This is a genomic window from Pseudomonas sp. NCHU5216 (genome assembly GCF_052156495.1).
GTDB lineage: Bacteria > Pseudomonadota > Gammaproteobacteria > Pseudomonadales > Pseudomonadaceae > Aquipseudomonas.
Map to the genome: position 1 here is coordinate 119223 of NZ_JBQLIX010000006.1, position 26675 is coordinate 145897.

Consider the following 26675-nt stretch of genomic DNA (forward strand, 5'->3'; position numbering starts at 1 on the left):
GATATGCCGTACCCTGCGGCCTGCGTCGAGTTTCGATATACTCCCCGGCTTTCCCTCGCAAGCCTCCACAGGTGATTTTTTCGTGAGCCAGAACAAGCCTGCCGTGCGCACCTTCCAGGACCTGATCCTGGCCCTGCAGAACTACTGGGCCGAGCAGGGCTGCGTGGTGCTGCAACCCTACGACATGGAAGTGGGCGCCGGTACCTTCCACACCGCCACCTTCCTGCGCGCCGTCGGCCCGGAGACCTGGAACGCCGCCTACGTGCAGCCTTCGCGTCGCCCCACCGATGGCCGCTACGGCGAAAACCCCAACCGCCTGCAGCACTATTACCAGTTCCAGGTGGTTCTGAAGCCCAACCCGGAGAACTTCCAGGAGCTGTACCTCGGCTCGCTGAAAGCCATCGGCCTCGACCCGGAAGTGCATGACGTGCGCTTCGTCGAAGACAACTGGGAATCGCCCACACTCGGCGCCTGGGGCCTGGGCTGGGAAATCTGGCTCAACGGTATGGAAGTCACCCAGTTCACCTACTTCCAGCAGGCTGGTGGCATCGAGTGCTACCCGGTGACCGGCGAGATCACCTACGGTCTGGAGCGCCTGGCCATGTACCTGCAGGGCGTCGACTCGGTCTACGACCTGATCTGGACCGACGGCCCGTTCGGCACCGTGACCTATGGCGACGTGTTCCATCAGAACGAGGTGGAGCAGTCCACCTACAACTTCGAGCACGCCAACGTCGAGAAGCTGTTCGAGCTGTTCGATTTCTACGAGAGCGAGGCCAACCGCCTGATCGCCCTCGACCTGCCGCTGCCGACCTACGAAATGGTGCTCAAGGCCTCGCACACCTTCAACCTGCTCGACGCCCGCCGCGCCATCTCGGTGACCGCGCGTCAGCAGTACATCCTGCGTGTGCGCACGCTGGCCCGCGACGTGGCACAGAGCTACCTCAAGGCGCGTGCCCGCCTCGGCTTCCCGATGGCCACGCCCGAGCTGCGTGACGAAGTGCTGACCAAGCTCAAGGAGTCGGGTCTGCTGCAAGACGAAGGGCAAGGCAACAACGCGGAGGCGCAAGCATGAGTGCACAAGATTTCCTGGTCGAACTGGGCACCGAAGAGCTGCCACCGAAAGCGCTGAAAAGCCTCGGCGATGCCTTCCTCGCCGGGGTCGAGAAAGGCCTCAAGGCCGCTGGCCTGAACTATGCCAGCGCCCGCGCCTACGCCGCGCCGCGCCGCCTCGCGGTGCTGGTCGAACAGCTCGAAGCGCAACAGGCCGACCGCAGCATGAACCTCGACGGCCCGCCCATCCAGGCCGCCTTCGACGCCGACGGAAACCCGACCCAGGCCGCCCTGGGCTTCGCCCGCAAGTGCGGTGTGGATATCTCCGAGATCGACCGTAGCGGGCCGAAACTGCGCTTCGCTCAGCACATCCCTGGCCAGCCGGCAGTGAACCTGCTGCCGACCATCGTGGCCGACTCGCTGAACGACCTGCCGATTCCCAAGCGCATGCGCTGGGCCGCCCGTCGTGACGAATTCGTGCGCCCGACCCAGTGGCTGGTGATGCTGTTCGGCGACGACGTGGTCGACTGCGAGATTCTCACCCAGAAGGCCGGTCGCATCTCCCGTGGCCACCGCTTCCACGCCAACCGCGACGTGCGCATCAGCCGCCCAGCCAACTACGCCGAAGACCTGCGCAGCGCCTTCGTGCTGGCCGACTTCGCCGAGCGCCGCGAGCTGATCACCCGCCGTGTCGACGAGCTGGCCGCCGCCGAGCAGGGCACGGCCATCGTGCCGCCGGCGCTGCTGGACGAAGTGACCGCCCTGGTGGAATGGCCAGTGCCGCTGGTCTGCTCGTTCGAGGAGCGTTTCCTCGAGGTGCCGCAGGAAGCGCTGATCACCACCATGCAGGACAACCAGAAGTATTTCTGCCTGCTGGACGCGAACGGCAAGCTGCTGCCGCGCTTCATTACCGTGGCCAACATCGAGTCCAAGGATCCGGCGCAGATCGTCTCGGGTAACGAGAAAGTGGTGCGTCCGCGCCTGACCGACGCCGAGTTTTTCTTCAAGCAGGACAAGAAGCAGAAGCTCGAAGGCTTCAACCAGCGCCTGGCCAACGTGGTGTTCCAGGCCCAGCTCGGTTCGGTGTTCGACAAGGCCCAACGGGTATCGGCGCTCGCCGGTTTTATCGCCCGCGAAGTCGGTGGCGATGCCCAGCGCGCCGCCCGTGCCGGCCTGCTGAGCAAATGCGACCTGGCCACCGAGATGGTCGGCGAATTCCCCGAGATGCAGGGCATCGCCGGTTACTACTACGCGCTCAACGACGGTGAGCCGGAAGATGTCGCCCTGGCCCTGAACGAGCAGTACATGCCGCGCGGTGCCGGTGCCGAACTGCCGAGCACCCTGACCGGTGCAGCGGTGGCCGTGGCCGACAAGCTCGACACCCTGGTGGGTATCTTCGGCATCGGCATGCTGCCCACCGGCTCCAAGGATCCCTACGCCCTGCGTCGCGCCGCCCTCGGCGTGCTGCGCATCCTGATCGAGAAGGGCCTGGATCTGGATCTGGCCGCTGCGGTCGACTTCGCGGTCGCCCAGTACGCCGGCAAGGTCAAGGCCGCAGGCTTGTCCGCCCAGGTGCTGGAGTTCATCTTCGACCGCCTGCGTGCGCGCTACGAGGACGAAGGCATCGAGGTCGCGGTCTACCAGGCGGTGCGCTCGGTGAACCCGACCTCGCCGCTGGACTTCGACCAGCGCGTGCAGGCCGTGCAGGCCTTCCGCACGCTGCCGCAGGCCGCTGCTCTGGCTGCCGCGAACAAGCGCGTATCGAACCTGCTGAGCAAGGCCGAAGGCGGCGTCGCTGCCCAGGTCGAGGCGCACTACTTCGACAACCCCAGCGAGTTCGCCCTGCACGCCGCCATCCAGCAGGCCGACCAGGCGGTACAGCCGCTGGCAGCCGCCCGCCAGTACAACGAAGCCCTGGCCAAGCTGGCCAGCCTGCGTGAGCCGGTGGACGCCTTCTTCGAGGCGGTGCTGGTCAACGCCGAGGATGCCCGTGTACGCGCCAACCGTTACGCCCTGCTGGCCCGCCTGCGCGGGCTGTTCCTCGGCGTGGCGGATATTTCGGTGCTGGGCTAAAGCCAGCAGCGGCAAGCTACAAGCTTCAAGCGGCAAGCAGGCCGCTGTTGACTTGTAGCTTGCGGCTTGGAGCTTGCAGCTATGAAGTTACTCATCCTCGACCGCGACGGTGTCATCAACCAGGACTCCGACGCCTATATCAAGACGCTCGACGAGTGGATTCCGATTCCTTCGTCGATCACGGCCATCGCACGCCTGTCGCAAGCCGGCTGGACAGTGGCGGTGGCCACCAACCAGTCCGGTATCGCCCGTGGCTATTACGATCTGGCGACCCTGGAGTCGATGCACGCACGCCTGCGCCAGTTGGTGGCGGAGCAGGGCGGTGAAGTCGGGCTGATCGTCCATTGCCCACACGGGCCGGACGATGGCTGCGAGTGCCGCAAGCCTAAAGCCGGCATGCTCAGGCAGATCGCGGCGCACTACGCCACGGAACTGACCGGTGTCTGGTTCGTTGGCGACAGCAGCGGTGACCTGCAGGCGGCGCTGACCGTCGACTGTCAACCCGTGCTGGTGAAGACCGGCAAGGGCGAACGAACCCTGGCCAAGCCGCTGCCGCCAGGAACCCTGGTATTCGATGATCTGGCGGCTGTCGCCGATCAACTGCTTTCATAAGGTGCGAAGTTCAATGGCGATCCTGCAGGCCCTCAGAGTCACGCTTTTCTACCTGCTGCTGTCGTCCAGCTCGTTCTTCTGGTGCCTGATCAGCCTGGTGGTGGCACCCTTGTTGCCGTTCCGTCAGCGCTACCGTTTCGTCGTCCAGGCTTGGTGCAACTGCGCCGTGTGGCTGGCCAAGGTGATCGTCGGCATTCGCTACGAAGTGCATGGCATGGAGAACATTCCCCAGCGCCCCTGCGTGATCCTCGCCAACCACCAGAGCACCTGGGAAACCTTCTTCCTCTCCGGCTTGCTCGAACCGCTGTCGCAGGTGGTCAAGCGCGAGCTGCTGCGTGTGCCCTTCTTTGGCTGGGGCATGGCGCTGCTCAAGCCCATCGCCATCGACCGCAGCAACCCCAAGGCCGCGCTCAAGCAGATGGCCAAGCAGGGCGACGAGCGCCTCAAGCAGGGCGCCTGGGTGTTGGTATTCCCCGAAGGCACGCGCATTCCGCCGGGCCAGATCGGCAAGTTCTCCCGTGGCGGCGCGGCCCTGGCGGTCAATGCCGGCCTGCCGGTACTGCCCATCGCCCACAACGCCGGCGAGTTCTGGCCCAAGGCCGGCTGGGGCAAACGCTCCGGCACCGTCCAGGTGATCATCGGCGCGCCCATGCATGCCGAGGGCGAAGGGCCGCGCGCCATCGCCGAGCTCAACGAACGCGCCTTTCAGTGGGTACGCCAGCAGCAGGCTGAAATGCGCGGCGAAGAGCCGGCCATCAGCCGTCTGGGCGAGACCGCCTGAAGCTGTGGATAAGCTGTGCAGAAGATGAGGGTAAGAAACCGCCATTTTCTGCATGGCGCTGATAATCCTGGCGATTCGATGCCACTAGGAAAATCCTGGAACTGGGTATAACTTGCAGGAACGCCACTGGCGTTGCACGGGCACGCGGCGACCTCTGGGGGGTCGTCGGTCGCCATGACAAGGAATGCAGCATGCCCTCTATCTACCAGCTCAAACCCGCCTTCCAGAACCTGCTGCGCCCTGGCGTGCAACGCCTGCATGCACGAGGCACCACCGCCAATCAGGTGACCCTCTGCGCGGCCATCCTCTCGGTATTGCTCGGCGCCTTGCTCGCCGCCTTCAGTGGCGTCACCTGGCTGTTCGCCCTGCTTCCCTTGTGGATGCTGCTGCGCATGGCCTTGAACGCCGTCGACGGCATGCTCGCACGCGAGTTCGGCCAACAGTCGAAGCTTGGCGCCTACCTCAACGAACTCTGCGACGTGATCGCCGACAGCGCCCTGTATCTGCCTTTCGCCCTGCTGCCCGGCGTCTCGCCGCTGCTGGTGGTAGTCGTGGTGTTGCTGGCGGTGATCAGCGAATACGCCGGCGTGCTAGGCCCCATGATCGGTGCCTCTAGGCACTATGACGGGCCGATGGGCAAGAGCGACCGCGCCTTCTGCTTCGGCGTACTCGGCGCCGGCGTCGCCAGCGGCCTGCTCACGGCACCGTGGATCAACGCCCTGTTGCTGCTGATCCTGGCGCTGCTGCTCTACACCCTCTATAACCGCGTCCGCCATGGGCTGGCCGAGACGGCGTGACTAGCGCCTGGAATCCATGCATAGCCATCACGATTCAGGTTCCTCCGTTCCCCTTGCTGCCTCATCACCCCCTTGAGTAAGGAGTCGTCATGTTCGCCGCCTTTACCGCCTTCGCCATTACCTCGGCCGCGCGTCTGCTGACCGGGGCTCGCGCCCTCTGGCTAGGCAGCACGGCACAGGCCACGCAACGCCTGTACTACGCCAACCACAGCAGCCATGGTGACTTCGTATTGCTCTGGGCCTCGCTGCCGGCGCAGATGCGCAAGCGCACCCGGCCGGTGGCCGGTTCCGACTACTGGCAGAAGCCGGGCCTGCGCAGCTTCCTGATCAACCGCGTATTCAATGGTGTGCTGGTCGATCGCGAGCGCAAGGAGCAAGGCGTCAATCCCTTGCAGCCGATGCTCGATGCGCTGGACGGCGGCGATTCACTGATCATCTTCCCCGAGGGCACCCGCAACCTTGGCGACGAGCCACTGCTGCCGTTCAAGAGCGGCCTCTACCACCTGGCGCAGGCGCGCCCGGAGGTGGAACTGGTGCCGGTATGGATCGCCAACCTCAACCGGGTGATGCCCAAGGGCAGGGCGCTGCCGCTACCGCTGCTGTGCACCCTGAGCTTCGGCGCCGCACTGCAGCGCATCGAGGGGGAGGGCAAGGAAGCCTTCCTCGAACGGGCACGCAACGCCCTGCTGGCCCTGGCACCCAAGGAGGTCTGAGATGGATCGCAATACCCTGCTGCTGTTCGCTGGTATCGGTGCCCTGCTGCTGCTTGCCAGCCTGATCGGTTTCATCCTCAAGAAGCGCAGCGGCGATGCGCCCAGCCCGGTGGTCGACAACCTCAACGCGCGCATCAACGCCTGGTGGGTGATGGTGCTGGTCATCGGCATCGCCTTCCTGTTCGGCAACAACGGCGTGATCCTGCTGTTCTACTTCGTCTCCTTCTACGCCCTGCGCGAATTCATGACCCTGGCGCCGACCCGGCGCAGCGATTATCCCGCGCTGGTGGCGGCCTTCTACTTCGCCCTGCCGATGCAGTACCTGCTGATCGCATTCGGCTGGTACGGGCTGTTCGCCATCTTCATTCCGGTCTACCTGTTCCTGCTGCTACCGATCCTCGCCTCGCTGGGCGGCGATACCACGCGTTACCTGGAACGCGCGGCCAAGGTGCAGTGGGGGCTGATGATCGCCGTGTTCTGCATCTCTGCCGTGCCGGCGCTGCTGACCCTGGATATCCCAGGTTATGAAGGCCGCAACCTGCTGCTGATCGCCTGGCTGATCATCGTCGTGCAGATCTCCGACGTGCTGCAGTACGTCTGCGGCAAGCTGTTCGGCAAGCGCAAGATCGCCCCCAACCTGTCGCCCTCCAAGACCGTGGAGGGCTTTATCGGCGGCGTGGCGCTGGCCACACTGATCGGCGCGCTGCTGTGCTGGATCACCCCGTTCGCCTTCTGGCAGGCCGCACTGTTCGCCCTGCTGGTATGCCTGCTGGGCTTTGCCGGTGGCCTGGTGATGTCGGCGATCAAGCGCGACCGTGGGGTAAAGGACTGGGGCCACATGATCGAAGGCCATGGTGGCATGCTCGACCGCCTGGACTCGGTGTGTTTCGCCGCCCCGGTGTTCTTCCACCTGGTGCGTTACTGGTGGGCCTGATGGCCCACTTTTTCGCAGGCAACAAAAAATCGTCAGGAACGATTTTTGACATCGCTTGCGATGGCCCTAAGGGTTGCCGCCAGGGATGGCAGGCAACAAAAAACCCGCCGAAGCGGGTTTTTTAAGACCTTCCGACATCCTGTCGTTTGCCATCCTAGCGCGGTCTGTCTTCCTTGACCCGGGACATCCAATTCCCGGCAGGTGTGTGTAGATTAGCCAGGGTTCGCAGGCGAGGGCAGAGGCCCGTTGCGCTTCGCCGTGTAAGCCTTTTGCCATAGAGACAGTCATCGCGCTCGGCATCGATCTGATATTTCCCATCTGCGGCTTCACGCTTTTTCGACAAACGCCCAACTATTCTGCGCCTCATGACGGCACCTCTCCGTCGTCGATCAACCAGAAAAGGCAGAGCGCAGATGTCCGGCGTACGCAGTCGCATTCATCCCGAGTTTCTGGCACCCGTGGCAGCGGCCGTACTGGTGCTGTTCTACAACCAGCCGTTGTGGCGGCACCTGAGCGATATCCTCGGCGGGGGCAACGACGCCTGGCCACTGCGCTTAGGGTTCGGTGCCATGCTCTGGGCAATCTTCTCCCTGGTGCTGTTGCTCTTCTCCAGCCGCCATCTGCTCAAGCCGCTTCTGATCACGCTCTTCATCGGCAGCGCAGCGACCCTGTACTTCATGCAGCAGTACGGCGTCCTGCTCGACCGCGACATGCTGCGTAACGTGGCGCAAACCGATGCCAACGAAGTACGCGACCTAATGTCGTGGAAGCTCGTCGGCTATCTCCTGCTGCTAGGGGTTCTGCCTTCGTTCGTGCTTTACAAACTGCCTTTGGCACAGCGCAGCAGTGCCCTGCGCGGCCTGGTGAGCCGCGTCGCTATGGCTGTCGTGGCTACCAGCATGCTGCTCGGCGTGGCTCTGACGCAGTATCAGGGATTAGCCTCGCTACTACGCAACCACCATGAACTGCGCCTGCTGGCCGTGCCCAGCAACTACCTCGCGGCGGCTTACGGTTTTGCACGCGACAGCCTGGTAAGCGATACCAAGCCCTGGCAGACGATTGGCCAAGACGCCCACCGCAGCAGCGCCTGGCAGCAGCATCGGCGCCCATCGCTGACCGTACTGGTGATCGGCGAGAGCGCCCGTGCCGACCATTTTGGCGTGCTCGGCTACCCTCGTGACACCACACCAGAATTAGCCCGAGAGACCGGCCTGCTGAGCTTTCCTCAGGTGACCTCATGCGGCACCGAAACCGCCGTATCGGTGCCCTGCATGTTCTCGCGGATGAGCCGCAGCGATTACAAAGCGGCAGTCGCTGAACATCAGGACGGCCTGCTCGACCTCCTTCAGCGGAGCGGCCTGAAGGTCGCATGGCTGGACAACCAGTCCGGCTGCAAGGGCACCTGCGACCGCGTCGAGCATCACAGTCTGCGCGAAGCGGCAGACGCCCGCTTCTGCGCTGATGGCGAATGCCATGACGCCATTCTGGTCGATGGCCTACAGCAGTACCTGAACAACCTGCAGGGTGACAACGTCCTGATCCTGCACCAGATGGGCAGCCACGGCCCCGACTACTTCAAACGCTACCCGCAGGCATTCCAACGCTTCTCGCCGATCTGTGCCAGCAATGCTCTCAATGACTGCTCGCAACAGGACATCATCAACGCCTACGACAACACCATCGGCTATACCGACCATGTGCTGGCCAGTGCCATCGACAACCTGCGCGCCCAGTCGAAGCGGATCGACACCGGCCTCATCTACCTTTCCGACCATGGCGAGTCCCTGGGCGAGTACAACCTCTATCTGCACGGCACACCCTACGCCCTGGCCCCGCCAGCGCAAACCCACATACCGATGCTGATGTGGTTCTCCGATGGCTACCGGCAGGACTTCGCACTCGACCAGAACTGCCTGCGCAATGCCAGTGGCCAGGCCTACAGCCAGGACAATCTGTTCCACTCCATGCTCGGCCTGCTGCAAGTGGAAACCCGCGAATACCAACGCAACCTCGACCTGTTCGCGGGCTGCCGGAAAGGCCACGGTGTTGGCTAAAGGGTAGGGAAGTAGGGCATAACCTCAGATACGGTAAGCCACTTGGATTGCACCTCATAAGAGGCGCTAGCTATCGGTTAGGTAAAAAAACCTAGCGAAACGCTGGATTTACCCATTCTGGCGAACTGAATGTGCGCTTAGCGTGTCGACGGGCTATAAACGTGGCATTCACCGCCCTATAAAAATAAATGAGTTACGTTAAAAATGGGCACCATTATTGGCATGATTGAGCCACATAAAGTGGCATTTTCCGTCGAAATGACCGGAATAAATGGCATTTCCCGTACGCCCTGCCTTCCGGGCACTACAAGCCTGACAAACCGCTGCCACTAAGCCACGCGGGCACTGGGCTGAACGGATTGCCAATTCGTCAATTGAACGCAGCGTAGCGGGTTCCTGGCTTAGCGGAATCCCTATCCTTCGCAGGTTTCAAGGCCTTTCATTCCTGCGGCAGAAGCTCTATCGAGCTGGATGAATCAGCGAGCTCATAGCCCATTGCCTTGTAACCAGCCTGGCGCTTGCTCCACATACGCAGCAAGGCTGGATGTCCGAAGTCGATGAAATCGATGATGCGAACATCCGCCTTATCTGAATGCTCCCGATGCAGGCGACCTGCATACTGCTGAAGAGTGCCCTTCCAGGACACCGGCATCGCCAGTACCAGGGTATCCAGCGCAGGATGATCGAATCCCTCACCGACCAGTTTCCCCGTGGCCAGGATCACCCTGGGTGCATCGGGAGACAGCGCTTCCAGCTCGCCGATTAACGCAGCACGTTGCTTCTTGGACATCCGCCCATGCAGGGTAAACAGGTTTTCGACGCGCCTAACCAGCCTCTCCTCAATGGAACTGAGGTGATCCGTTCGCTCCGTCAGCAGCAGAATCTTTCTCCCCTCCCCCAAAGCGGCTTCGACCTCAGCCACAATCTTGTCTGTCCGCTCCACATCGCTGCACACCTGCAAGAAGACATCCTGAATACCAGAGCCTTCTGGCATAAGGATCGAACGGGGCAACCACCTAGGGATCACCATCAACTCAGCAGGAGCGCTCTCAGGTCTTGATGCGGTATGCCGAATCGGCCCGCACTGCATGAAAATAATCGGCTGTTGGCCGTCGCGCCGGATGGGCGTTGCGGTCAGCCCCAGCACGTATCTCGCAGGGGCAGCCTTGAGAAGGGCCTCAAACGAAAACGCCGAAAGGTGATGGCATTCATCCACGATGATTTGCCCGTAGTTCTTTACCTGTTCGCTGACCTCACCTTGCCGCGATAGCGACTGCATGACCGCCACATCGATTATGCCGGTCGGCTTGGCCTTACCTCCACCGATGCTGCCGACAGTCTTCTTGTCTGCCCCCAGAAATGCCTGTAACCGTTCCTTCCATTGCTGGAGCAATTCCGTGCGGTGAACCAGCATCAACGTGTTCACGCCACGCTGAGCAATGAGGGCAGCCGCAGTGACAGTTTTGCCGAATGCAGTCGGCGCGCAGAGGATGCCGGTGTCGTGCCCCAGCATACCCGCCAGTGCAGCCTCCTGATCCGAACGTAGCGTTCCCACAAAGCGGACATCGATGGGCTCTCCAGCGAAGCGCTCATCATGCAGCACCAGCCCTATCTTGTTTTCACCCAACAGTGCCCGGACGTCATCCAGGCATCCTCGCGGCAGGGAAATGTGCTGCGGATAGTTTTCGGCACAGCCGATGATCCGGGGCTTATTCCATACCGGCAGGCGCATGGCCTGAGCCTTATAGAATTCGGGATTCTGAAATGCCGCCAGCCGAATGAGCTTGTTGACCAATGGCTGGGGTAGTTCGGACTTGCTGAAATAGATCTGGTTGGCCAGGGTCACGCTCACCGACGTGGGCAATGGGCAGGTTAGTTTCTGAGTCTTTTCCGACGTGCGCTGCCAGGGCTTCCCGCTTTCATCATCTTTTAGATCAGCAACATCCAGCGGATGACGACCGCCACTGGCTCGCAGAGTTGTTGGCGCAATGTCCCTCATCTGCATGGGTTGAACACTGGCCAGAAATGCCCACTGATCGGGATAGGGCACGAGCGTCTCATCGACAAAAACACTGCCGCCCAGAGCGCGGGCTCGCTTCTGCAAGGGCAAAGCAATCAAGTTTCCGAAGCCACCCTTGGGCATGCTGTCTTGGTTTGGAAACAGCCGGTCGTAAGAGCCCAGCGTCAGCTGCCGGGTACGTTCACAGGTATGGCTGATGATCGCGGAACCAAGCAGACGTGCCTCAGACGCAGGAACGCTGTGCTCGAAGAATATCCAGGCATGGGCACCGTTGCCGGAGCGGGAAACCTCCACCGCAACTGGCACACCCAACTCACGACATGACTGGGCAAACGCCGTGACATCCTCACGCCAGTCGGCTTCATCAAAATCCACCGCCAGGAAGTAGCAGGTGTCATCCGGCAGCAGTGGGTAAACACCGACGACAATTTCTCCTGCCAAATGCTTGTAAAGCACCTGGTCGGTCAGAGGCAGCAACTGCCGGTACGAGCAATCGCCACATTTAATCTTGGGCTTCTCGCACACACCTGGGCGCCATTCATTCGCACATGCGGGTGAATAGCCGGACTTGCCGGCCTTGCTTTCCCAACGCAAAGAAAAGACATCAGCTCGCCCCCGGAACAGGCGCTTGAACAGCGCCAGCTTCTCATTGGTATCCAGAACCGGGACTAGCGGTGGCAGAGCCAAGGCATGCTCAGGCTTTGGCAGCTCAGCCGGTAGCCGCCACTCAATGCCATGCGTTTCCAGCAATGCGATCAGGCGAGCATTCTCAGCCCGCAGTTGCTCAACCAGATCGTCATCACTCATCGCATCGAAACCCAATTCTGTCTGACGCAGGCAGCGCGTTATTTGAGCCGCTCAGCGGCCTTGCGATAGGCCTGCTCGCGATCACGCCGATCCACGGCCACGACAAACACCACCACCTCATGGTCGATCACCTGGTACACCAGGCGATAACCGCTGCTGCGCAGTTTGATCTTGTAGCAGTCGGGAAGTGAGTGAAGGCGATTTGCCTCAACGCGCGGATTGACCAACACCTCCGCGAGCTTTTTCTTGAGCTGCTCGCGAACGGTGTCGCCCAGCTTGTGCCACTCCTTCAGTGCCCTCGCATCGAATTCGAGGCTATAGGTCATCCAGCGAGACCTTCACCCTCTGAGGTGTTTCGAGGCGTTCGCGAACGGTGGCGATCAAAGTCTCGTCCTCCTCGGTCAACAACACCGGACGAAAGGGCAACTGGCCGCGCTCGGCGACATATTGCAAGGTTTGGCGCATCAGCTCGGAAGGTGTGACACCGAGCTTTTCCAGTTCCCGGTAAGCTCGCTCTTTCAGTTCATCGTCGATGCGGATGTTGATAGAGGCCATTTGCTGATTCCTGTAAAGACATTCGTCTTTACGATGACAGCCCTAAAAGTCGTTGGCAATCGTTCATCGATATTTCGCTTGGTGGCGAGTAGCGACCCAATGCTGGTGAAGTCACTGAGTCGCCTGAGTGCAATAAAAACCCCGGCACTCAGGCCGGGGTTTGGTACTTCATCGATGCCGCGCGGAGCGCATCAGAAGTCCAGGTTCGACACCGCCAGGGCGTTGGACTCGATAAAGTCGCGGCGCGGCTCCACGGCATCGCCCATCAGGGTGTTGAAGATCTGGTCGGCGGCGATGGCGTCCTCGATGGTGACCTTGAGCATGCGTCGCACTTCCGGATCCATGGTGGTTTCCCAGAGTTGATCCGGGTTCATCTCGCCGAGACCTTTGTAGCGCTGCACGCTGTGACGCTTGGTGCTTTCGTGCATCAGCCAATCCAGGGCTTCCTTGAAGGTGCTGACCGGCTTCTTGCGCTCACCACGCTGCACGTAGGCGCCTTCTTCCAGCAGGTTGTTCAGTTGGTCGCCCAGAGCCGTGACGGTCTTGTAGTCGTTGCTGCCGAAGAAGTCGCGGTTGAAGGTGGTGTAGTTGGACAGGCCATGGGCCTTGAACTCCACCTCCGGCAGCCAGACGTGGCGCTCGCGGTCTTCACGCAGGCTGGCGGTGTAGGTCTGGCCAGACTTCTCAGTGGCCTTCAGGCGCGCGTTGAAGCGCTCCAGCCAGGCCTGCATGCCGGCGTGGTCGGCCAGTTGTTCGAGACCGATGCTCGGCAGGTAGACGAAGTGCTCGGTGATGTCCTTGGGGTAGACGCGCGACAGGCGATCCAGGGTCTTCATCACGCGGCGGTAGTCGCCGACCAGCTTTTCCAGCGCGCCGCCGGACAGGCCCGGGGCGTTCTCGTTGACGTGCAGGCTGGCGTCTTCCAGGGCCGACTGGGTCATGTATTCGTCCATGGCCTCGTCGTCCTTGATGTACTGCTCCTGCTTGCCGCGCTTGACCTTGTACAGCGGCGGCTGAGCGATGTAGACGTAGCCACGCTCGATCAGTTCCGGCAACTGACGGAAGAAGAAGGTCAGCAGCAGGGTACGGATGTGCGAACCGTCGACGTCAGCATCGGTCATGATGATGATGTTGTGGTAACGCAGCTTGTCGATGTTGTATTCCTCACGCCCGATACCACAGCCCAGCGCGGTGATCAGGGTGCCCACCTCCTGAGAAGAGAGCATCTTGTCGAAACGTGCCTTCTCGACGTTGAGGATCTTGCCCTTGAGCGGCAGGATGGCCTGGGTCTTGCGGTTACGGCCCTGCTTGGCAGAACCGCCCGCGGAGTCACCCTCCACTATGTAGAGTTCGGACAGAGCCGGGTCTTTTTCCTGGCAGTCGGCCAGTTTGCCGGGCAAGCCGGCGATGTCCAGGGCGCCCTTGCGACGGGTCATTTCCCGAGCCTTGCGCGCGGCCTCACGGGCGCGGGCGGCGTCGATCATCTTGCCGACCACGGCCTTGGCTTCGTTGGGGTTTTCCAGCAGGAAGTCGGCGAAGTACTTGCCCATTTCCTGCTCGACAGCGGTTTTCACCTCGCTGGAAACCAGCTTGTCCTTGGTCTGCGAGCTGAATTTAGGATCCGGAACCTTGACCGAAATGATTGCGGTGAGGCCTTCACGAGCATCGTCACCGGTGGTGCTGACCTTGAACTTCTTGGCCAGGCCTTCCTGCTCGATGTAGTTGTTCAGGTGGCGGGTGAGGGCAGAGCGGAAGCCTGCCAGGTGGGTACCACCGTCACGCTGCGGGATGTTGTTGGTGAAGCAGAGGATGTTTTCGTTGAAGCTGTCGTTCCACTGCAGGGCCACTTCCACACCCACGCCGTCTTCTTCGCGCTGGATGTTGAAGTGGAATACCTGGTTGACCACGGTCTTGTTGGTGTTGAGGAACTCGACGAAAGCCTTGAGGCCGCCCTCGTACTTGAACAGCTCTTCCTTGCCGCTGCGCTCGTCACGCAGCAGGATGCCCACACCGGAGTTGAGGAAGGACAGCTCGCGCAGGCGCTTGGCCAGGATGTCCCAGCTGAAATGGATGTTGGCGAAGGTCTCTTCGGACGGTTTGAAATGAATCTGCGTGCCGGTACCCTCGGTGTCGCCGACGGCGGTCAGAGGCGCTTGCGGTACTCCATGCACGTAGGTCTGTTCCCAGATCTTGCCGCTGCGGCGAATGGTCAGCACCAGCTCCTTGGAGAGCGCGTTGACCACCGACACACCCACGCCGTGCAGGCCGCCGGATACCTTATAGCTGTTGTCGTCGAACTTACCGCCGGCGTGCAGCACGGTCATGATGACCTCGGCTGCCGAAACGCCTTCTTCCTTGTGGATGTCCACCGGAATGCCGCGGCCGTTGTCACGCACGCTGATCGATTCATCCGGGTGGATGGTGATGGTGATTTCGCTGCAATATCCGGCCAGCGCCTCATCGATCGAGTTGTCGACCACCTCGAACACCATGTGGTGCAGACCACTGCCATCGTCAGTGTCACCGATGTACATCCCGGGACGTTTGCGTACGGCATCCAGTCCTTTCAGCACCTTGATGCTGGAGGAGTCGTACGTTTGGTTCTCGCTCATGCCTTCACTCCCGATGGTCTTGGGTCTGGGTGATACGGCCATGTTCCACGTGGAACATGGCAACCGGCGTATCCGTTTGCCAGCCTTCCCTCAACAATTCATGATCCACACAGGTGATGAACACCTGGCAGTGCAAATCTTCCAGCAACCGGCACAACGCCTGACGATGCTGTTCATCCAGTTCCGACGGTAGGTCGTCCACCAGATAGATACACTGGCCGCGCTTGGCTTCGTTGACCAAGTGGCCCTGGGCAATGCGCAACGCGCACACCACCAATTTCTGTTGTCCTCGCGACAGAATTTCTGCCGCGTTATGCCCCGCCAGACGCAGACGCAAATCGGCGCGCTGAGGTCCGGCCTGGGTGTGCCCGAGCTGTTGATCACGGAGCAGGGATGAAGCGAGCACATCGCTCAGCTCTCGTTCCTTGTCCCACCCGCGGTAGTAACTCAGCGTCAAACCATCCAACTGCAGCAGCTCGCCGAGGGTGCTCTCAAATACCGGTTTCAACGCCTGGATATAGGCTCTGCGGTAAGCGTCGATTTCCTCGCTCGCACTGCACAACTCGCGATCCCACGCGGCCTGCGAAGCACCGTCTAGTGTACCATGGCGCAGCCACGAGTTCCGCTGCCTGAGGGCTTTCTGCAAGCGCTGCCAGGCACCGAGAAAGCGATGTTCCACGTGGAACACACCCCAATCGAGAAACTGTCGACGAATCTTCGGCGCGCCCTCCAGCAAGCGAAAACTGTCCGGGTTGATCAACTGCATCGGTAACAGGTCGGCAAGCTGGGCAGCGCTGCGAGCGTTCTGCCCATCAATGCGAATTTGCAGTTCGCCCTGGCGATCACGAGAAATCCCCAGGTTGCTGGAGCCACCCCCAGCCAACTGCACCTGGCCGAAAACGGTACAGGCGGGTTGTTCGTAATGAATGACAGGCTGCAGGCGTGTGCTGCGGAAGGAGCGGGCGAGGCCAAGCAGATGAATAGCTTCCAAAAGGCTGGTCTTGCCGCTGCCGTTGGCGCCGTGAAGGATGTTGATGCGGGGGGAGGGGGAGAGGGTCACCGGGTGCAGATTACGCACCGCGGTGACCATGATGCGGCTGAGGGACATTAAAGACGCATCGGCATGACAACATAAGCGGAATCGTCGTTGTCGGCTTCCTGCAGCAGGGCGCTGCTGTTGGAGTCGGAGAGGATCAGGCGCACCTGCTCAGTACCCATCACGCCCAATACATCCAGCAGGTAGCTGACGTTGAAGCCGATCTCCAGGCCGCCGCCGTTGTAGTCGACAACGATTTCTTCCTCGGCTTCTTCCTGCTCCGGGTTGTTGGCCTGGATTTTCAGCAGACCGGCCGCCAGCATCAGACGAATACCGCGGTACTTCTCATTGGAGAGAATCGCCGTGCGGCTGAAGGCCTCACGCAGGCCCTGACGATCCGCCAGTACCAGCTTGTCACCACCACGCGGCAGTACGCGCTCGTAGTCGGGGAACTTGCCGTCGACCAGCTTGGAGGTGAAGGTGAACTCGCCAGTGTTGGCGCGAATGTGATGCTGGCCCAGCACGATGGCGACTTCGGCGTCCTGCTCGGTGAGCAGACGCGCCAGTTCGAGAATACCTTTGCGCGGTACGATGACCTGGTGCTTGCCGTCCTGCTGGATGGCCGCCTCCATGGAACACATGGCCAGGCGGTGACCGTCGGTGGCCACGGCGCGCAGCATGCCGCTCTGTACTTCCAACAGCATGCCATTGAGGTAGTAACGCACGTCCTGCTGCGCCATGGCGAAGCTGGTGCGCTCGATCAGACGACGCAGCTTGGCTTGCGGCAGGTTGAAGGTCAGCGAGCCCGGGCCTTCTTCCACGGTGGGGAAATCGTTGGCCGGCAGGGTCGACAGGGTGAAGCGGCTGCGACCCGCCTTGACCAACAGCTTCTGGTCATCGACGCGAATGTCGATCACTGCATCGCTCGGCAGGCTTTTGCAGATATCCATCAGCTTGCGTGCCGGTACGGTGATTTCGCCTGGTTCGGCGGCATCTTCCAGCATCACGCGCCCCACCAGCTCGACTTCCAGGTCGGTACCGGTAAGCGAAAGCTGCTGGCCTTCGACCACCAGCAGGACGTTGGACAGAACCGGCAGCGTCTGGCGTCGTTCCACGACACCGGCGACCAGTTGCAGGGGTTTCAACAGGGCTTCGCGTTGAATGGTGAAATGCATGGTCTAGTCCCTTGCCTCGTGGAGCTGCGAATCAGGTAGTCAGGGTACGCAGCAGGTTCTTGTAGTCCTCGCGGATATCCGCGTCGGATTCCCTAAGTTCAGCAATCTTACGGCATGCGTGCAATACCGTGGTGTGATCACGACCGCCGAACGCCACACCGATCTCCGGCAGGCTATGGTTGGTCAGTTCTTTCGACAACGCCATGGCCACCTGACGCGGCCGCGCGATGGAGCGCGAGCGGCGCTTGGACAGCAGATCGGAAATCTTGATCTTGTAGTACTCGGCCGTGGTGCGCTGAATGTTGTCGATGCTCACCAGCTTGTCCTGCAGAGCCAGCAGATCCTTCAGCGACTCGCGGATCAGCTCGATGGTGATGTCGCGGCCCATGAAGTGCGAGTGGGCGATCACCCGCTTCAGCGCGCCCTCCAGCTCACGCACGTTGGAGCGAATGCGCTGGGCGATGAAGAACGCGGCATCGTGCGGCAGATCCACCTTGGCCTGATCGGCCTTCTTCATCAGGATCGCTACGCGGGTTTCCAGCTCCGGCGGTTCCACAGCCACGGTCAGGCCCCAACCGAAGCGCGATTTCAGGCGCTCTTCCAGGCCCTCGATTTCCTTGGGGTAGCGGTCGCTGGTGAGAATCACCTGCTGGCCACCTTCGAGCAACGCATTGAAGGTGTGAAAGAACTCCTCCTGGGAGCGCTCCTTCTTGGCGAAGAACTGAATGTCATCGATCAGCAGCGCGTCCACCGAACGGTAGAAACGCTTAAATTCGTTGATGGCGTTGAGCTGCAGCGCTTTCACCATGTCGGCGACGAAACGCTCGGAGTGCAGGTACACCACCTTGGCATTGGGATTCTTCGCCAGCAGGTGATTGCCCACCGCGTGCATCAGGTGAGTCTTGCCCAGACCCACGCCACCATAAAGGAACAGCGGGTTGTAGCCGTGCTTGGGATTGTCCGCCACCTGCCAGGCAGCGGCGCGCGCCAACTGGTTCGACTTGCCCTCGACGAAGTTGTCGAAGGTAAAGGTGCGGTTGAGGTAGCTGGTGTGCTTGAGCCCCCCCTCAACCTGCACGGTACGTTCGGCGCGCGGCGCCACGGCGGGTGCTGGCGGTTGCGGCGCCGAACCGGCCATGGAATCGAAGCTGGCCCGCGACGGTTCCGCCTGCACGGGCGGAGGCACCGGCTTGCTGACGGCGGCGGCCTGAACCTGAGCGGCACGGGCTGCAGCAGGCAGAGGCGCGGTCGGCGCGACGCGCGCGGTGGCTGCCCGTTTGCTGCCGATCAACAGGGAAAGCGCAGGCACCAGGCCACCAGCACGCTCACCAAGGAGCTCCAGCAGACGGCTCAGATACTTCTCGTTGACCCAATCGAGGACGAAGCGATTCGGCGCATAAACGCGCAGCTCATCGCCTTCGGCTTCTACCTGCAGAGGACGGATCCAGGTGTTGAATTGCTGAGCGGGCAATTCGTCGCGCAGAAGCTCGACGCATTGCTGCCATAGTTCCACTGACACTGACTATCCCCTACCAGAGCGGCGATGCGAAACAAGCGCCCATTGTAGCCTCCAGTGATCGAGTTATCCACACCGCCCGGCGATAATGGCCAAGTAAAATCAAAGCCTTAACAGCGTTAGAGGATGTAGCTGAACCTTGTGGATAACAGCCCGACAAGTCTTGGGACAAGGCTGCGCAAAACCCTGGGCACAACCAGGCTGTGGGTAAAACCGCCTTTTATCCTCAAGCTTTGCGCAGCACCCACACAGCCAGACCACTGCTTGTGGACAGTCTTATCATCACGCACAGCCCAGGCCCGACAGGGGCTTGCCTGGCTTGTCCACAGATAGGCACCGAGCTAATCATCATAAGAACAGAAAAGGATCTTTAAAGATTTCTTCTCTTCTTCTTTATTAGTCGGACAAAAGGTTGGTTGGAAATTGACCTGACCCACGGCTTTCTCTACAATCGCCGGTCTCTTAAAACGGGGGCCATACCGGCCCTAGTCGATCACCCAGGTAACGCACCATGAAACGCACTTTCCAACCCAGCACCATCAAGCGCGCTCGCACCCACGGTTTCCGTGCCCGTATGGCCACCAAGAACGGCCGCGCCGTCCTGTCGCGTCGTCGCGCCAAGGGCCGTAAGCGCCTGACTGTCTAATTCATCCAGACAGGTGGTGAGTCGAGGCTTCGGCCGGGAAAAGCGCCTGCTGACCCCCCGGCAATTCAAGGCAGTCTTCGACTCCCCAAGCGGCAAAGCTCCGGGCAAAAGTGTCCTGCTGCTGGCGCGCGACAACGAGCTCGATCATCCCCGTCTTGGTCTGGTGATCGGCAAGAAGAGTGTCAAGCTCGCTGTCGAGCGCAACCGCATCAAGCGTCAAATCCGCGAGTCCTTTCGTCTCAATCAGGACAACCTGACCGGCTGGGACATCGTGGTGGTCGCGCGCAAAGGGCTAGGCGATCTGGACAATGGCGAACTCGCTCAGCAGTTCGGCAAACTCTGGAAACGCCTGGCTCGTAGCCGACCCAGTCGCGACGCACAAGCGCCCTCCGGGACAAGCGACCATCCTCATGCGTAAAGTGGCTCTCGCCTGCATTCAGGTCTACCGCTACGCCATCAGCCCTCTGATGGCCAGCCATTGCCGCTTCTACCCAAGCTGTTCCTGTTACGCCTACGAAGCCATCGAGCAACATGGCCTCGTCCGTGGCGGCTGGCTGGCTGCACGCCGGCTGGGCCGCTGCCATCCCTGGAATCCCGGCGGCTTTGATCCGGTTCCACCCGCGAAAACATCCCGTTCCCCTTCGATGGCCGAATAATCATGGATATCCAACGTTCGATCCTGATCGTCGCCCTGGCAGTCGTGTCCTACCTGATGGTCCTGCAATGGAACCAGGACTACGGCCAGGCCGCCCTGCCGGCGCAAACACAGGCGCAGACGCAGTCTTCCTCCGCTGCCACGCCTGACCTGCCGGATGCACCGAACAACGCAGCCGCTGGTAGCGACGACATCCCCACTGCCGTGGCAGAACCCAGCGCCGCCGCCGTTGCGCCGACCAAGGCCAGCAGTGACGAGCTGATTCACGTCAAGACCGACGTGCTCGAACTGGCCATCGACCCGCGTGGCGGCGATATCGTGCAACTGCGCCTGCCGCAGTATCCGCGCCGCCAGGATCGCCCGGACGTACCTTTCCAGTTGTTCGACAACGGCAGCGAGCGCACCTACCTGGCGCAGAGCGGCCTGATCGGCCAGGACGCGCCGGACAAGTCCAGCGGTCGCGCCCTGTGGTCCAGCGAGAAGCACAACTACCAACTGGCCGAAGGCCAGGACAAGCTGGTGGTGGATCTGACCTACAGCGAAGACGGTGTCCACTACATCAAGCGCTTCAGCTTCAAGCGTGGCCTCAACCCGCAGTGCTCGGCGCGTGAACAGCAGTTGAAGAAGCCGGGCTGTGTCGACCCGTCCTCCTATCAAGTCGACGTGCAGTACCTGATCGACAACCAGAGCGACCAGACCTGGAGCGGCAACCTGTTCGCCCAGCTCAAGCGTGACAACAGCAAAGACCCGTCCTCCACCACTGCAACTGGCACCGCCACCTACCTGGGCGCCGCCGTGTGGACGCCGGACGAGCCGTACAAGAAGCTGTCGATGAAAGACATCGACAAGCACAGCTTCAAGGAAACCGTGCAAGGAGGCTGGGTAGCCTGGCTGCAACACTATTTCGTCACCGCCTGGGTGCCATCGAAGGACAGCACCAACCTGATCCAGACCCGCAAGGACAGCCAAGGCAACTACATCGTCGGCTTCACTGGCCCTACCGTGCAGGTCGCCCCCGGCTCCAAGGGCGAAGTGGGCGCGGTGCTCTATGCTGGCCCGAAACTGCAGGAATACCTTGGCAGCCTGTCGCCGGGCCTGGAGCTGACCGTCGACTATGGCGTGCTGTGGTTCCTCGCTCAACCGATCTTCTGGCTGCTGGAAGTGATCCATGGCCTGGTGGGTAACTGGGGTTGGTCGATCATCTTCCTGACCATCATCATCAAGGCCATCTTCTTCCCGCTGTCGGCTGCCAGCTACCGTTCCATGGCGCGCATGCGCGCCGTATCGCCGAAGCTGCAGGCGCTCAAGGAACAGTACGGTGATGATCGCCAGAAGATGTCCCAGGCGATGATGGAGCTGTACAAGAAAGAGAAGATCAACCCGCTCGGCGGCTGCCTGCCGATCCTGGTGCAGATGCCGGTATTCCTCGCGCTGTACTGGGTACTGCTGGAATCCGTGGAGATGCGTCAGGCTCCGTGGCTGCTGTGGATCACCGACCTGTCGATCAAGGATCCGTTCTTCATCCTGCCGATCATCATGGGCGCCACCATGTTCATCCAGCAGCAGCTCAACCCGACGCCACCGGATCCCATGCAGGCGCGCGTGATGAAGCTGATGCCGATCATCTTCACCTTCTTCTTCCTGTGGTTCCCGGCGGGTCTGGTGCTGTACTGGGTGGTGAACAACTGCCTGTCCATCGCCCAGCAGTGGTACATTACCCGCAAGATCACTGCGGCCACCAAGGCAGCCAACGCCTGATTGGCCAATGCTTCCAAGCATCAAGCAAACGCCCCATGATTGGGGCGTTTTGCTATCCAGGCATTTGTCGTAGGAGCGAGCTCTGCTCGCGAATCTCTACCAGATTTACCAGGCGTCCCCTCGCGCCTACAGCCCCGTACAGATCGAGTAAAACGCCATGAATCACGCCCGAGACACCATCGCCGCCGTTGCCACCGCCCAGGGTCGCGGGGGCGTGGGCATCGTGCGCGTGTCCGGGCCGCTGGCCGGGCAACTGGCTCAGGCCATCTGCAAGCGTGAGCTGAAACCCCGCTTCGCCCATCACGGCCCCTTCCATGGCGAGCAGCAGCAACCCCTGGACGAAGGCCTGGCCATCTACTTCCCAGGCCCCCACTCCTTCACCGGCGAAGACGTGCTGGAACTGCAAGGTCATGGCGGCCCGGTGGTGCTCGACCTCTTGCTGCGCCGCTGCCTGGAACTGGGCGCGCGCCTGGCTCGCCCCGGCGAGTTCAGCGAACGCGCCTTCCTCAACGACAAGCTCGACCTCGCCCAGGCCGAAGCCATCGCCGACCTGATCGAGGCCAGCTCCGAACAGGCCGCACGCAATGCATTGCGCTCGCTGCAGGGCGAGTTCTCCAAACGCGTTCATGCGCTGACCGAATCGCTGATCCAGCTGCGCATCTATGTCGAAGCCGCCATCGACTTCCCCGAGGAAGAAATCGACTTCCTCGCCGATGGCCATGTGCTGAGCCAGCTCGACGGCGTGCGCGCCGACTTATCCACAGTCTTGCGCGAAGCCGGTCAGGGTGCCCTGCTCCGTGACGGCATGACCGTGGTCATCGCCGGCCGGCCCAATGCCGGCAAATCCAGCCTGCTCAACGCCCTGGCCGGGCGTGAAGCGGCCATCGTCACCGATATCGCCGGCACTACCCGTGACGTGCTGCGCGAACATATCCACATCGACGGCATGCCGCTGCACGTGGTCGACACCGCCGGGCTGCGCGATACCCAGGATCAGGTGGAAAGAATCGGCGTGGAGCGCGCGCTCAAGGCCATCGGCGAGGCCGATCGCGTGCTGCTGGTGGTGGACTCCACCGCACCGGAAGCCGCCGACCCCTTTGCCCTGTGGCCGGAGTTCCTCGAACAGCGCCCAGATCCGGCGCGGGTCACCCTGATACGCAACAAAGCTGATCTCTCCGGCGAGACGGTCGGATTGCAGACCAGCGCCGATGGCCACGTCACCCTCAGCCTATCGGCCAAGTCCGCCGAAGGCCTGGAACTGCTGCGTGAACACCTGAAAGCCTGCATGGGTTATCAACAGACCGCCGAAAGCGGTTTCAGCGCCCGCCGTCGTCACCTGGAGGCCTTGCACCAGGCCGAGCAGTTCCTCGAGCACGGCCGCAACCAGCTCACCCTGATGGGCGCCGGCGAACTACTGGCCGAAGACCTGCGCCTCGCCCAGCAGGCCCTGGGCGAGATCACCGGCGCCTTCAGCTCCGACGATCTGCTGGGGCGCATCTTCTCCAGCTTCTGCATCGGCAAATGAAGGCAGCAGGTTCAATACCACCTGCTACAACCCACTAGGCTGCGCTTATCCACAGCTTGGGTGCCGGTAGGAGCTACTTCATTGGCGATGTCTGCTGTCTAGAGTGCACAACTCTCTCGCGGATAAATCCGCTCCTAGCGCCCGTGGGGCGTACCAGGCCCCGTACCGTTCGCGAAGCAGTACGCCGGCCTGCCAACCGAGCTGACTTATCCATTTAGCCCCCTACAACGGCTCACCCCGCTAACCGGCGTAGCCACCAGATGAGTGTGGCGATTGCCTACTCATGCAAATCCGCAGGCTTTCCAAGCATGCCCCGAACTCAGGTCGATCAGTGCCCACCAGGAGTTTCGTCGAGTTATTCAGGCCAAAATAAACCCTGTGGAAAACCGCCCCTGAACCCTGCCCATAACCCTATGACAAAGCTGGGCGTAACCACCCCTGTGGGTAACCAGCACTTCCATCCACAGTGGTTCAGCAGCTTCCTCAGTGGAACCCAGCAGGAACGACACAGGCTTATCATTGGCTGTACACCAGCAATGGCAAGGCTTATAGATGTTTATCCACAGAAAAGGCTTGCTCTATACATAAACATAAAGAACAAGCTTTATAAAAATTCTCTCTTTCTATTCTTTATAAGCCTGAGCGCATTTTCCCAGGCACAAGGTGATCAGGTAACGGTGTTCAGGAGGGCGGGAATCACTGACCGATTGGCTATTTTTTGTGCAGAAGGCTTCATTCAGCAGGCTGAAGTCCCTATACTTGCCGCCTTTCTTTCAGACCCCTTCTCAACAGGCACGAGGTGCGTGGTGGATTTCCCTTCCCGTTTTGACGTGATCGTGATCGGCGGCGGTCATGCCGGCACCGAGGCAGCCCTGGCTGCAGCACGCATGGGCGTGAAGACCCTGCTGCTTACCCACAATGTCGAGACTCTCGGGCAGATGAGCTGCAACCCGGCCATCGGCGGTATCGGCAAGAGCCACCTGGTCAAGGAAATCGATGCCCTCGGCGGTGCCATGGCCACCGCTACCGACAAGGGCGGCATTCAGTTCCGCATTCTCAACAGCCGCAAAGGCCCGGCCGTGCGCGCCACTCGCGCCCAGGCTGACCGAGTGCTGTACAAGGCCGCAGTGCGTGAAATTCTGGAAAACCAGGCCAACCTGTGGATTTTTCAACAGGCAGCCGATGACCTGATTGTGGAAAACGCCGAAGTCAAAGGCGTGGTCACTCAGATGGGCCTCAGATTCCATGCGGATTCCGTGGTGTTGACCACAGGTACCTTCCTCGGTGGACTTATCCACATCGGCATGCAGAACTACTCCGGCGGCCGTGCCGGTGACCCACCCTCGATCGCTCTGGCCCATCGCCTGCGTGAGCTGCCGCTGCGTGTCGGCCGGCTGAAGACCGGCACCCCGCCGCGTATCGATGGCCGCTCCGTGGATTTCTCGGTGATGAGCGAGCAGCCGGGTGACACCCCGACGCCGCTGATGTCCTTCCTCGGCAAGCGTGAACATCAACCACGCCAGATCAGTTGCTGGATCACCCACACCAACGCCCGCACCCACGAGATCATCGCCGCCAACCTCGACCGGTCGCCGATGTACTCGGGGATGATCGAAGGCGTCGGCCCGCGTTACTGCCCGTCGATCGAGGACAAGATCCACCGCTTCGCCGACAAGGACAGCCACCAGGTGTTCATCGAGCCGGAAGGCCTGACCACCCACGAGCTGTACCCCAACGGGATTTCCACCTCGCTACCGTTCGACGTGCAACTGCAGGTGGTGCGTAGCATCCGTGGCATGGAGAACGCGCACATCATGCGCCCAGGCTACGCCATCGAGTACGACTACTTCGACCCGCGCGACCTCAAGTACAGCCTGGAAACCAAGGTCATCGGCGGGCTGTTCTTCGCCGGTCAGATCAACGGCACCACCGGCTACGAAGAAGCCGGCGCTCAGGGCCTGCTGGCTGGCTGCAACGCCGCGCTGCGTGCACAGGGCAAGGAGGCCTGGTGCCCACGTCGCGACGAGGCCTACATCGGCGTATTGGTGGACGACCTGATCACCCTGGGCACCCAAGAGCCGTACCGCATGTTCACTTCGCGCGCCGAATACCGGCTGATCCTACGCGAGGACAATGCCGATCTGCGCCTGACCGAGAAGGGCCGCGAACTGGGCCTGGTGGACGATGAGCGCTGGGCCGCTTTCGAGGCCAAGCGCGAAGGTATCGTGCAGGAAGAACAGCGCCTGAAGAGCACTTGGGTGCGTCCGGGCACGCCGCAGGGCGATGCCATCGCCGCGCGTTTCGGCACGCCGCTGACGCATGAATACAACCTGCTCAACCTGCTGGCTCGCCCGGAGATCGACTACGCCACCCTGGCCGAAGTGACCGAGGCGCCGCCTGTGGATAACCAGGTGGCCGAGCAGGTGGAGATCAAGACCAAGTACGCTGGCTACATCGACCGTCAGCAGGACGAGATCGCCAAACTGCGTGCCAGTGAGGACACCAAACTGCCCGAGGATCTGGACTACGCGGCGATTTCCGGCCTGTCCAAGGAAATCCAGTTCAAGCTGGGCAACACCCGCCCGGCCACCCTCGGCCAGGCCGGGCGCATCCCCGGCGTCACGCCGGCGGCGATTTCCCTGTTGCTGATTCATCTGAAGAAGCGCAGTGCCGGACAGAAGCTGGAGCAGAGCGCCTGATGTCGGTCAGCCAGCGTCACGCCGAAGAACTGCTGCAGGGTGCCCGTGAACTCGGTATCGAGCTCAGCGCCCAGCAGCAGGAACAACTGCTCGCCTACCTGGGCCTGCTGATCAAGTGGAACAAGGCCTACAACCTCACCGCTGTGCGTGACCCCGATGAAATGGTGTCGCGCCATCTGCTCGACAGTCTGTCGGTGGTGCCCTTCGTCGCCGAGCGTGGGGATAACTGGCTGGACGTCGGCAGCGGTGGCGGCATGCCTGGCGTGCCGCTGGCCATCATGTTCCCCGAGCGCCATTTCACCCTGCTCGACTCCAACGGCAAGAAGACCCGGTTTCTGGTGCAGGTGAAACTGGAGCTGAAACTGGCCAACCTCGAAGTGGTTCACAGCCGGGTCGAGGCCTATCGCCCCGAGCAGCCATTCGACGGCATCAGCTCACGCGCCTTCAGCAGCCTGGAGGATTTCAGCGACTGGACGCGTCACCTCGGCAATGCCGACACCCACTGGCTGGCGATGAAGGGCGTGCACCCGGATGACGAGCTGCAGGCGCTGCCAGCGGACTTCCGTCTCAGTGCCACGCACGTGTTGCGGGTTCCCGGTTGCCAAGGTCAGCGCCATCTGTTGATACTGCGTCGCTCGGTCTAGGGGGAAAGAA

The 26675-nt window shown here is 61.4% G+C and carries 22 protein-coding genes; 15 read left to right on the forward strand and 7 right to left on the reverse strand.

Annotation, left to right across the window (positions count from 1 at the left end; genetic code table 11):
* Nucleotides 1-82 precede the first annotated feature (82 nt).
* The 8 genes from glyQ to ACSVIK_RS07155 all read left to right on the forward strand — a co-directional run bounded on the left by glyQ (nt 83) and on the right by ACSVIK_RS07155 (nt 9017).
* On the forward strand, nt 83-1075 hold the full coding sequence (gene glyQ / locus ACSVIK_RS07120) for a glycine--tRNA ligase subunit alpha (RefSeq protein WP_442443655.1): 993 nt from the start codon (nt 83-85) through the stop codon (nt 1073-1075).
* Nucleotides 1072-3126, forward strand: coding sequence for a glycine--tRNA ligase subunit beta (gene glyS, locus ACSVIK_RS07125; RefSeq protein WP_442443656.1), 2055 nt, complete (start codon nt 1072-1074; stop codon nt 3124-3126). The genes glyQ and glyS overlap by 4 nt, the downstream gene beginning before the upstream one ends.
* A gap of 81 nt (nt 3127-3207) precedes the next feature.
* Entirely contained in the window at nt 3208-3738 is a 531-nt protein-coding gene (gene gmhB, locus ACSVIK_RS07130; RefSeq protein WP_442443657.1) for a D-glycero-beta-D-manno-heptose 1,7-bisphosphate 7-phosphatase, read from the forward strand.
* A gap of 13 nt (nt 3739-3751) precedes the next feature.
* Entirely contained in the window at nt 3752-4519 is a 768-nt protein-coding gene (locus ACSVIK_RS07135) for a lysophospholipid acyltransferase family protein (protein WP_442443658.1), read from the forward strand.
* A 191-nt stretch (nt 4520-4710) separates the two neighbouring features.
* Nucleotides 4711-5316 (forward strand): CDP-alcohol phosphatidyltransferase family protein, encoded by a 606-nt coding sequence (locus ACSVIK_RS07140; RefSeq protein ID WP_442443659.1) that lies wholly within the window; start codon nt 4711-4713, stop codon nt 5314-5316.
* An 89-nt stretch (nt 5317-5405) separates the two neighbouring features.
* Nucleotides 5406-6029 (forward strand): lysophospholipid acyltransferase family protein, encoded by a 624-nt coding sequence (locus tag ACSVIK_RS07145; protein ID WP_442443660.1) that lies wholly within the window; start codon nt 5406-5408, stop codon nt 6027-6029.
* 1 nt (nt 6030) lies between these two features.
* Nucleotides 6031-6963: a phosphatidate cytidylyltransferase gene (locus ACSVIK_RS07150; protein ID WP_442443661.1), complete on the forward strand. Its 933-nt coding sequence runs from the start codon at nt 6031-6033 to the stop codon at nt 6961-6963.
* A gap of 413 nt (nt 6964-7376) precedes the next feature.
* On the forward strand, nt 7377-9017 hold the full coding sequence (locus tag ACSVIK_RS07155) for a phosphoethanolamine transferase (RefSeq protein WP_442443662.1): 1641 nt from the start codon (nt 7377-7379) through the stop codon (nt 9015-9017).
* Nucleotides 9018-9456: 439 nt separating this feature from the next.
* Here the strand turns inward: ACSVIK_RS07155 and ACSVIK_RS07160 are convergent, their stop codons facing one another.
* From ACSVIK_RS07160 to dnaA, 7 genes are all read right to left on the reverse strand, one after another.
* Complete coding sequence (locus ACSVIK_RS07160; RefSeq protein WP_442443663.1) at nt 9457-11844, reverse strand: TOTE conflict system archaeo-eukaryotic primase domain-containing protein; 2388 nt, start codon at nt 11842-11844, stop codon at nt 9457-9459.
* A gap of 38 nt (nt 11845-11882) precedes the next feature.
* Nucleotides 11883-12170 (reverse strand): type II toxin-antitoxin system RelE family toxin, encoded by a 288-nt coding sequence (locus ACSVIK_RS07165; RefSeq protein ID WP_125897923.1) that lies wholly within the window; start codon nt 12168-12170, stop codon nt 11883-11885.
* A complete protein-coding gene (locus tag ACSVIK_RS07170) occupies nt 12160-12399 on the reverse strand; it encodes a type II toxin-antitoxin system RelB/DinJ family antitoxin (protein WP_442443664.1) in 240 nt (79 codons plus the stop codon). The genes ACSVIK_RS07165 and ACSVIK_RS07170 overlap by 11 nt, the downstream gene beginning before the upstream one ends.
* A gap of 191 nt (nt 12400-12590) precedes the next feature.
* The gene (gyrB, locus tag ACSVIK_RS07175) at nt 12591-15011 is read right to left on the reverse strand and encodes a DNA topoisomerase (ATP-hydrolyzing) subunit B (RefSeq protein WP_442443665.1); all 2421 of its coding nucleotides are present in this window, start codon (nt 15009-15011) and stop codon (nt 12591-12593) included.
* A gap of 4 nt (nt 15012-15015) precedes the next feature.
* Entirely contained in the window at nt 15016-16119 is a 1104-nt protein-coding gene (gene recF, locus ACSVIK_RS07180; RefSeq protein ID WP_442443666.1) for a DNA replication/repair protein RecF, read from the reverse strand.
* Complete coding sequence (gene dnaN, locus ACSVIK_RS07185) at nt 16119-17222, reverse strand: DNA polymerase III subunit beta (RefSeq protein ID WP_442443667.1); 1104 nt, start codon at nt 17220-17222, stop codon at nt 16119-16121. Before dnaN ends, recF begins: the two co-directional genes overlap by 1 nt.
* Nucleotides 17223-17253: 31 nt before the next feature.
* Nucleotides 17254-18741, reverse strand: coding sequence for a chromosomal replication initiator protein DnaA (gene dnaA / locus ACSVIK_RS07190; protein ID WP_442443668.1), 1488 nt, complete (start codon nt 18739-18741; stop codon nt 17254-17256).
* A gap of 508 nt (nt 18742-19249) precedes the next feature.
* Between dnaA and rpmH the strand changes: the two genes are divergently transcribed.
* The 7 genes from rpmH (at nt 19250) to rsmG (ending at nt 26665) form a co-directional block, all read left to right on the forward strand.
* Complete coding sequence (gene rpmH, locus ACSVIK_RS07195) at nt 19250-19384, forward strand: 50S ribosomal protein L34 (protein WP_003246698.1); 135 nt, start codon at nt 19250-19252, stop codon at nt 19382-19384.
* A 13-nt stretch (nt 19385-19397) separates the two neighbouring features.
* Nucleotides 19398-19802, forward strand: coding sequence for a ribonuclease P protein component (gene rnpA, locus ACSVIK_RS07200; protein ID WP_442443669.1), 405 nt, complete (start codon nt 19398-19400; stop codon nt 19800-19802).
* Nucleotides 19795-20040 carry a membrane protein insertion efficiency factor YidD gene (gene yidD, locus ACSVIK_RS07205; RefSeq protein ID WP_268180134.1) on the forward strand — a complete coding sequence of 82 codons (246 nt, stop codon included), beginning with the start codon at nt 19795-19797 and terminating at the stop codon, nt 20038-20040. The genes rnpA and yidD overlap by 8 nt, the downstream gene beginning before the upstream one ends.
* Nucleotides 20041-20042: 2 nt before the next feature.
* A complete protein-coding gene (gene yidC, locus ACSVIK_RS07210; protein ID WP_442443670.1) occupies nt 20043-21797 on the forward strand; it encodes a membrane protein insertase YidC in 1755 nt (584 codons plus the stop codon).
* Between the two features lie 157 nt (nt 21798-21954).
* Nucleotides 21955-23322, forward strand: a complete 1368-nt coding sequence (gene mnmE / locus ACSVIK_RS07215) for a tRNA uridine-5-carboxymethylaminomethyl(34) synthesis GTPase MnmE (RefSeq protein ID WP_442443671.1) — start codon at nt 21955-21957, stop codon at nt 23320-23322.
* Between the two features lie 806 nt (nt 23323-24128).
* Complete coding sequence (gene mnmG / locus ACSVIK_RS07220; protein WP_442443672.1) at nt 24129-26021, forward strand: tRNA uridine-5-carboxymethylaminomethyl(34) synthesis enzyme MnmG; 1893 nt, start codon at nt 24129-24131, stop codon at nt 26019-26021.
* A complete protein-coding gene (gene rsmG, locus ACSVIK_RS07225) occupies nt 26021-26665 on the forward strand; it encodes a 16S rRNA (guanine(527)-N(7))-methyltransferase RsmG (protein ID WP_442443673.1) in 645 nt (214 codons plus the stop codon). The genes mnmG and rsmG overlap by 1 nt, the downstream gene beginning before the upstream one ends.
* The last annotated feature ends 10 nt before the right edge of the window (nt 26666-26675 follow it).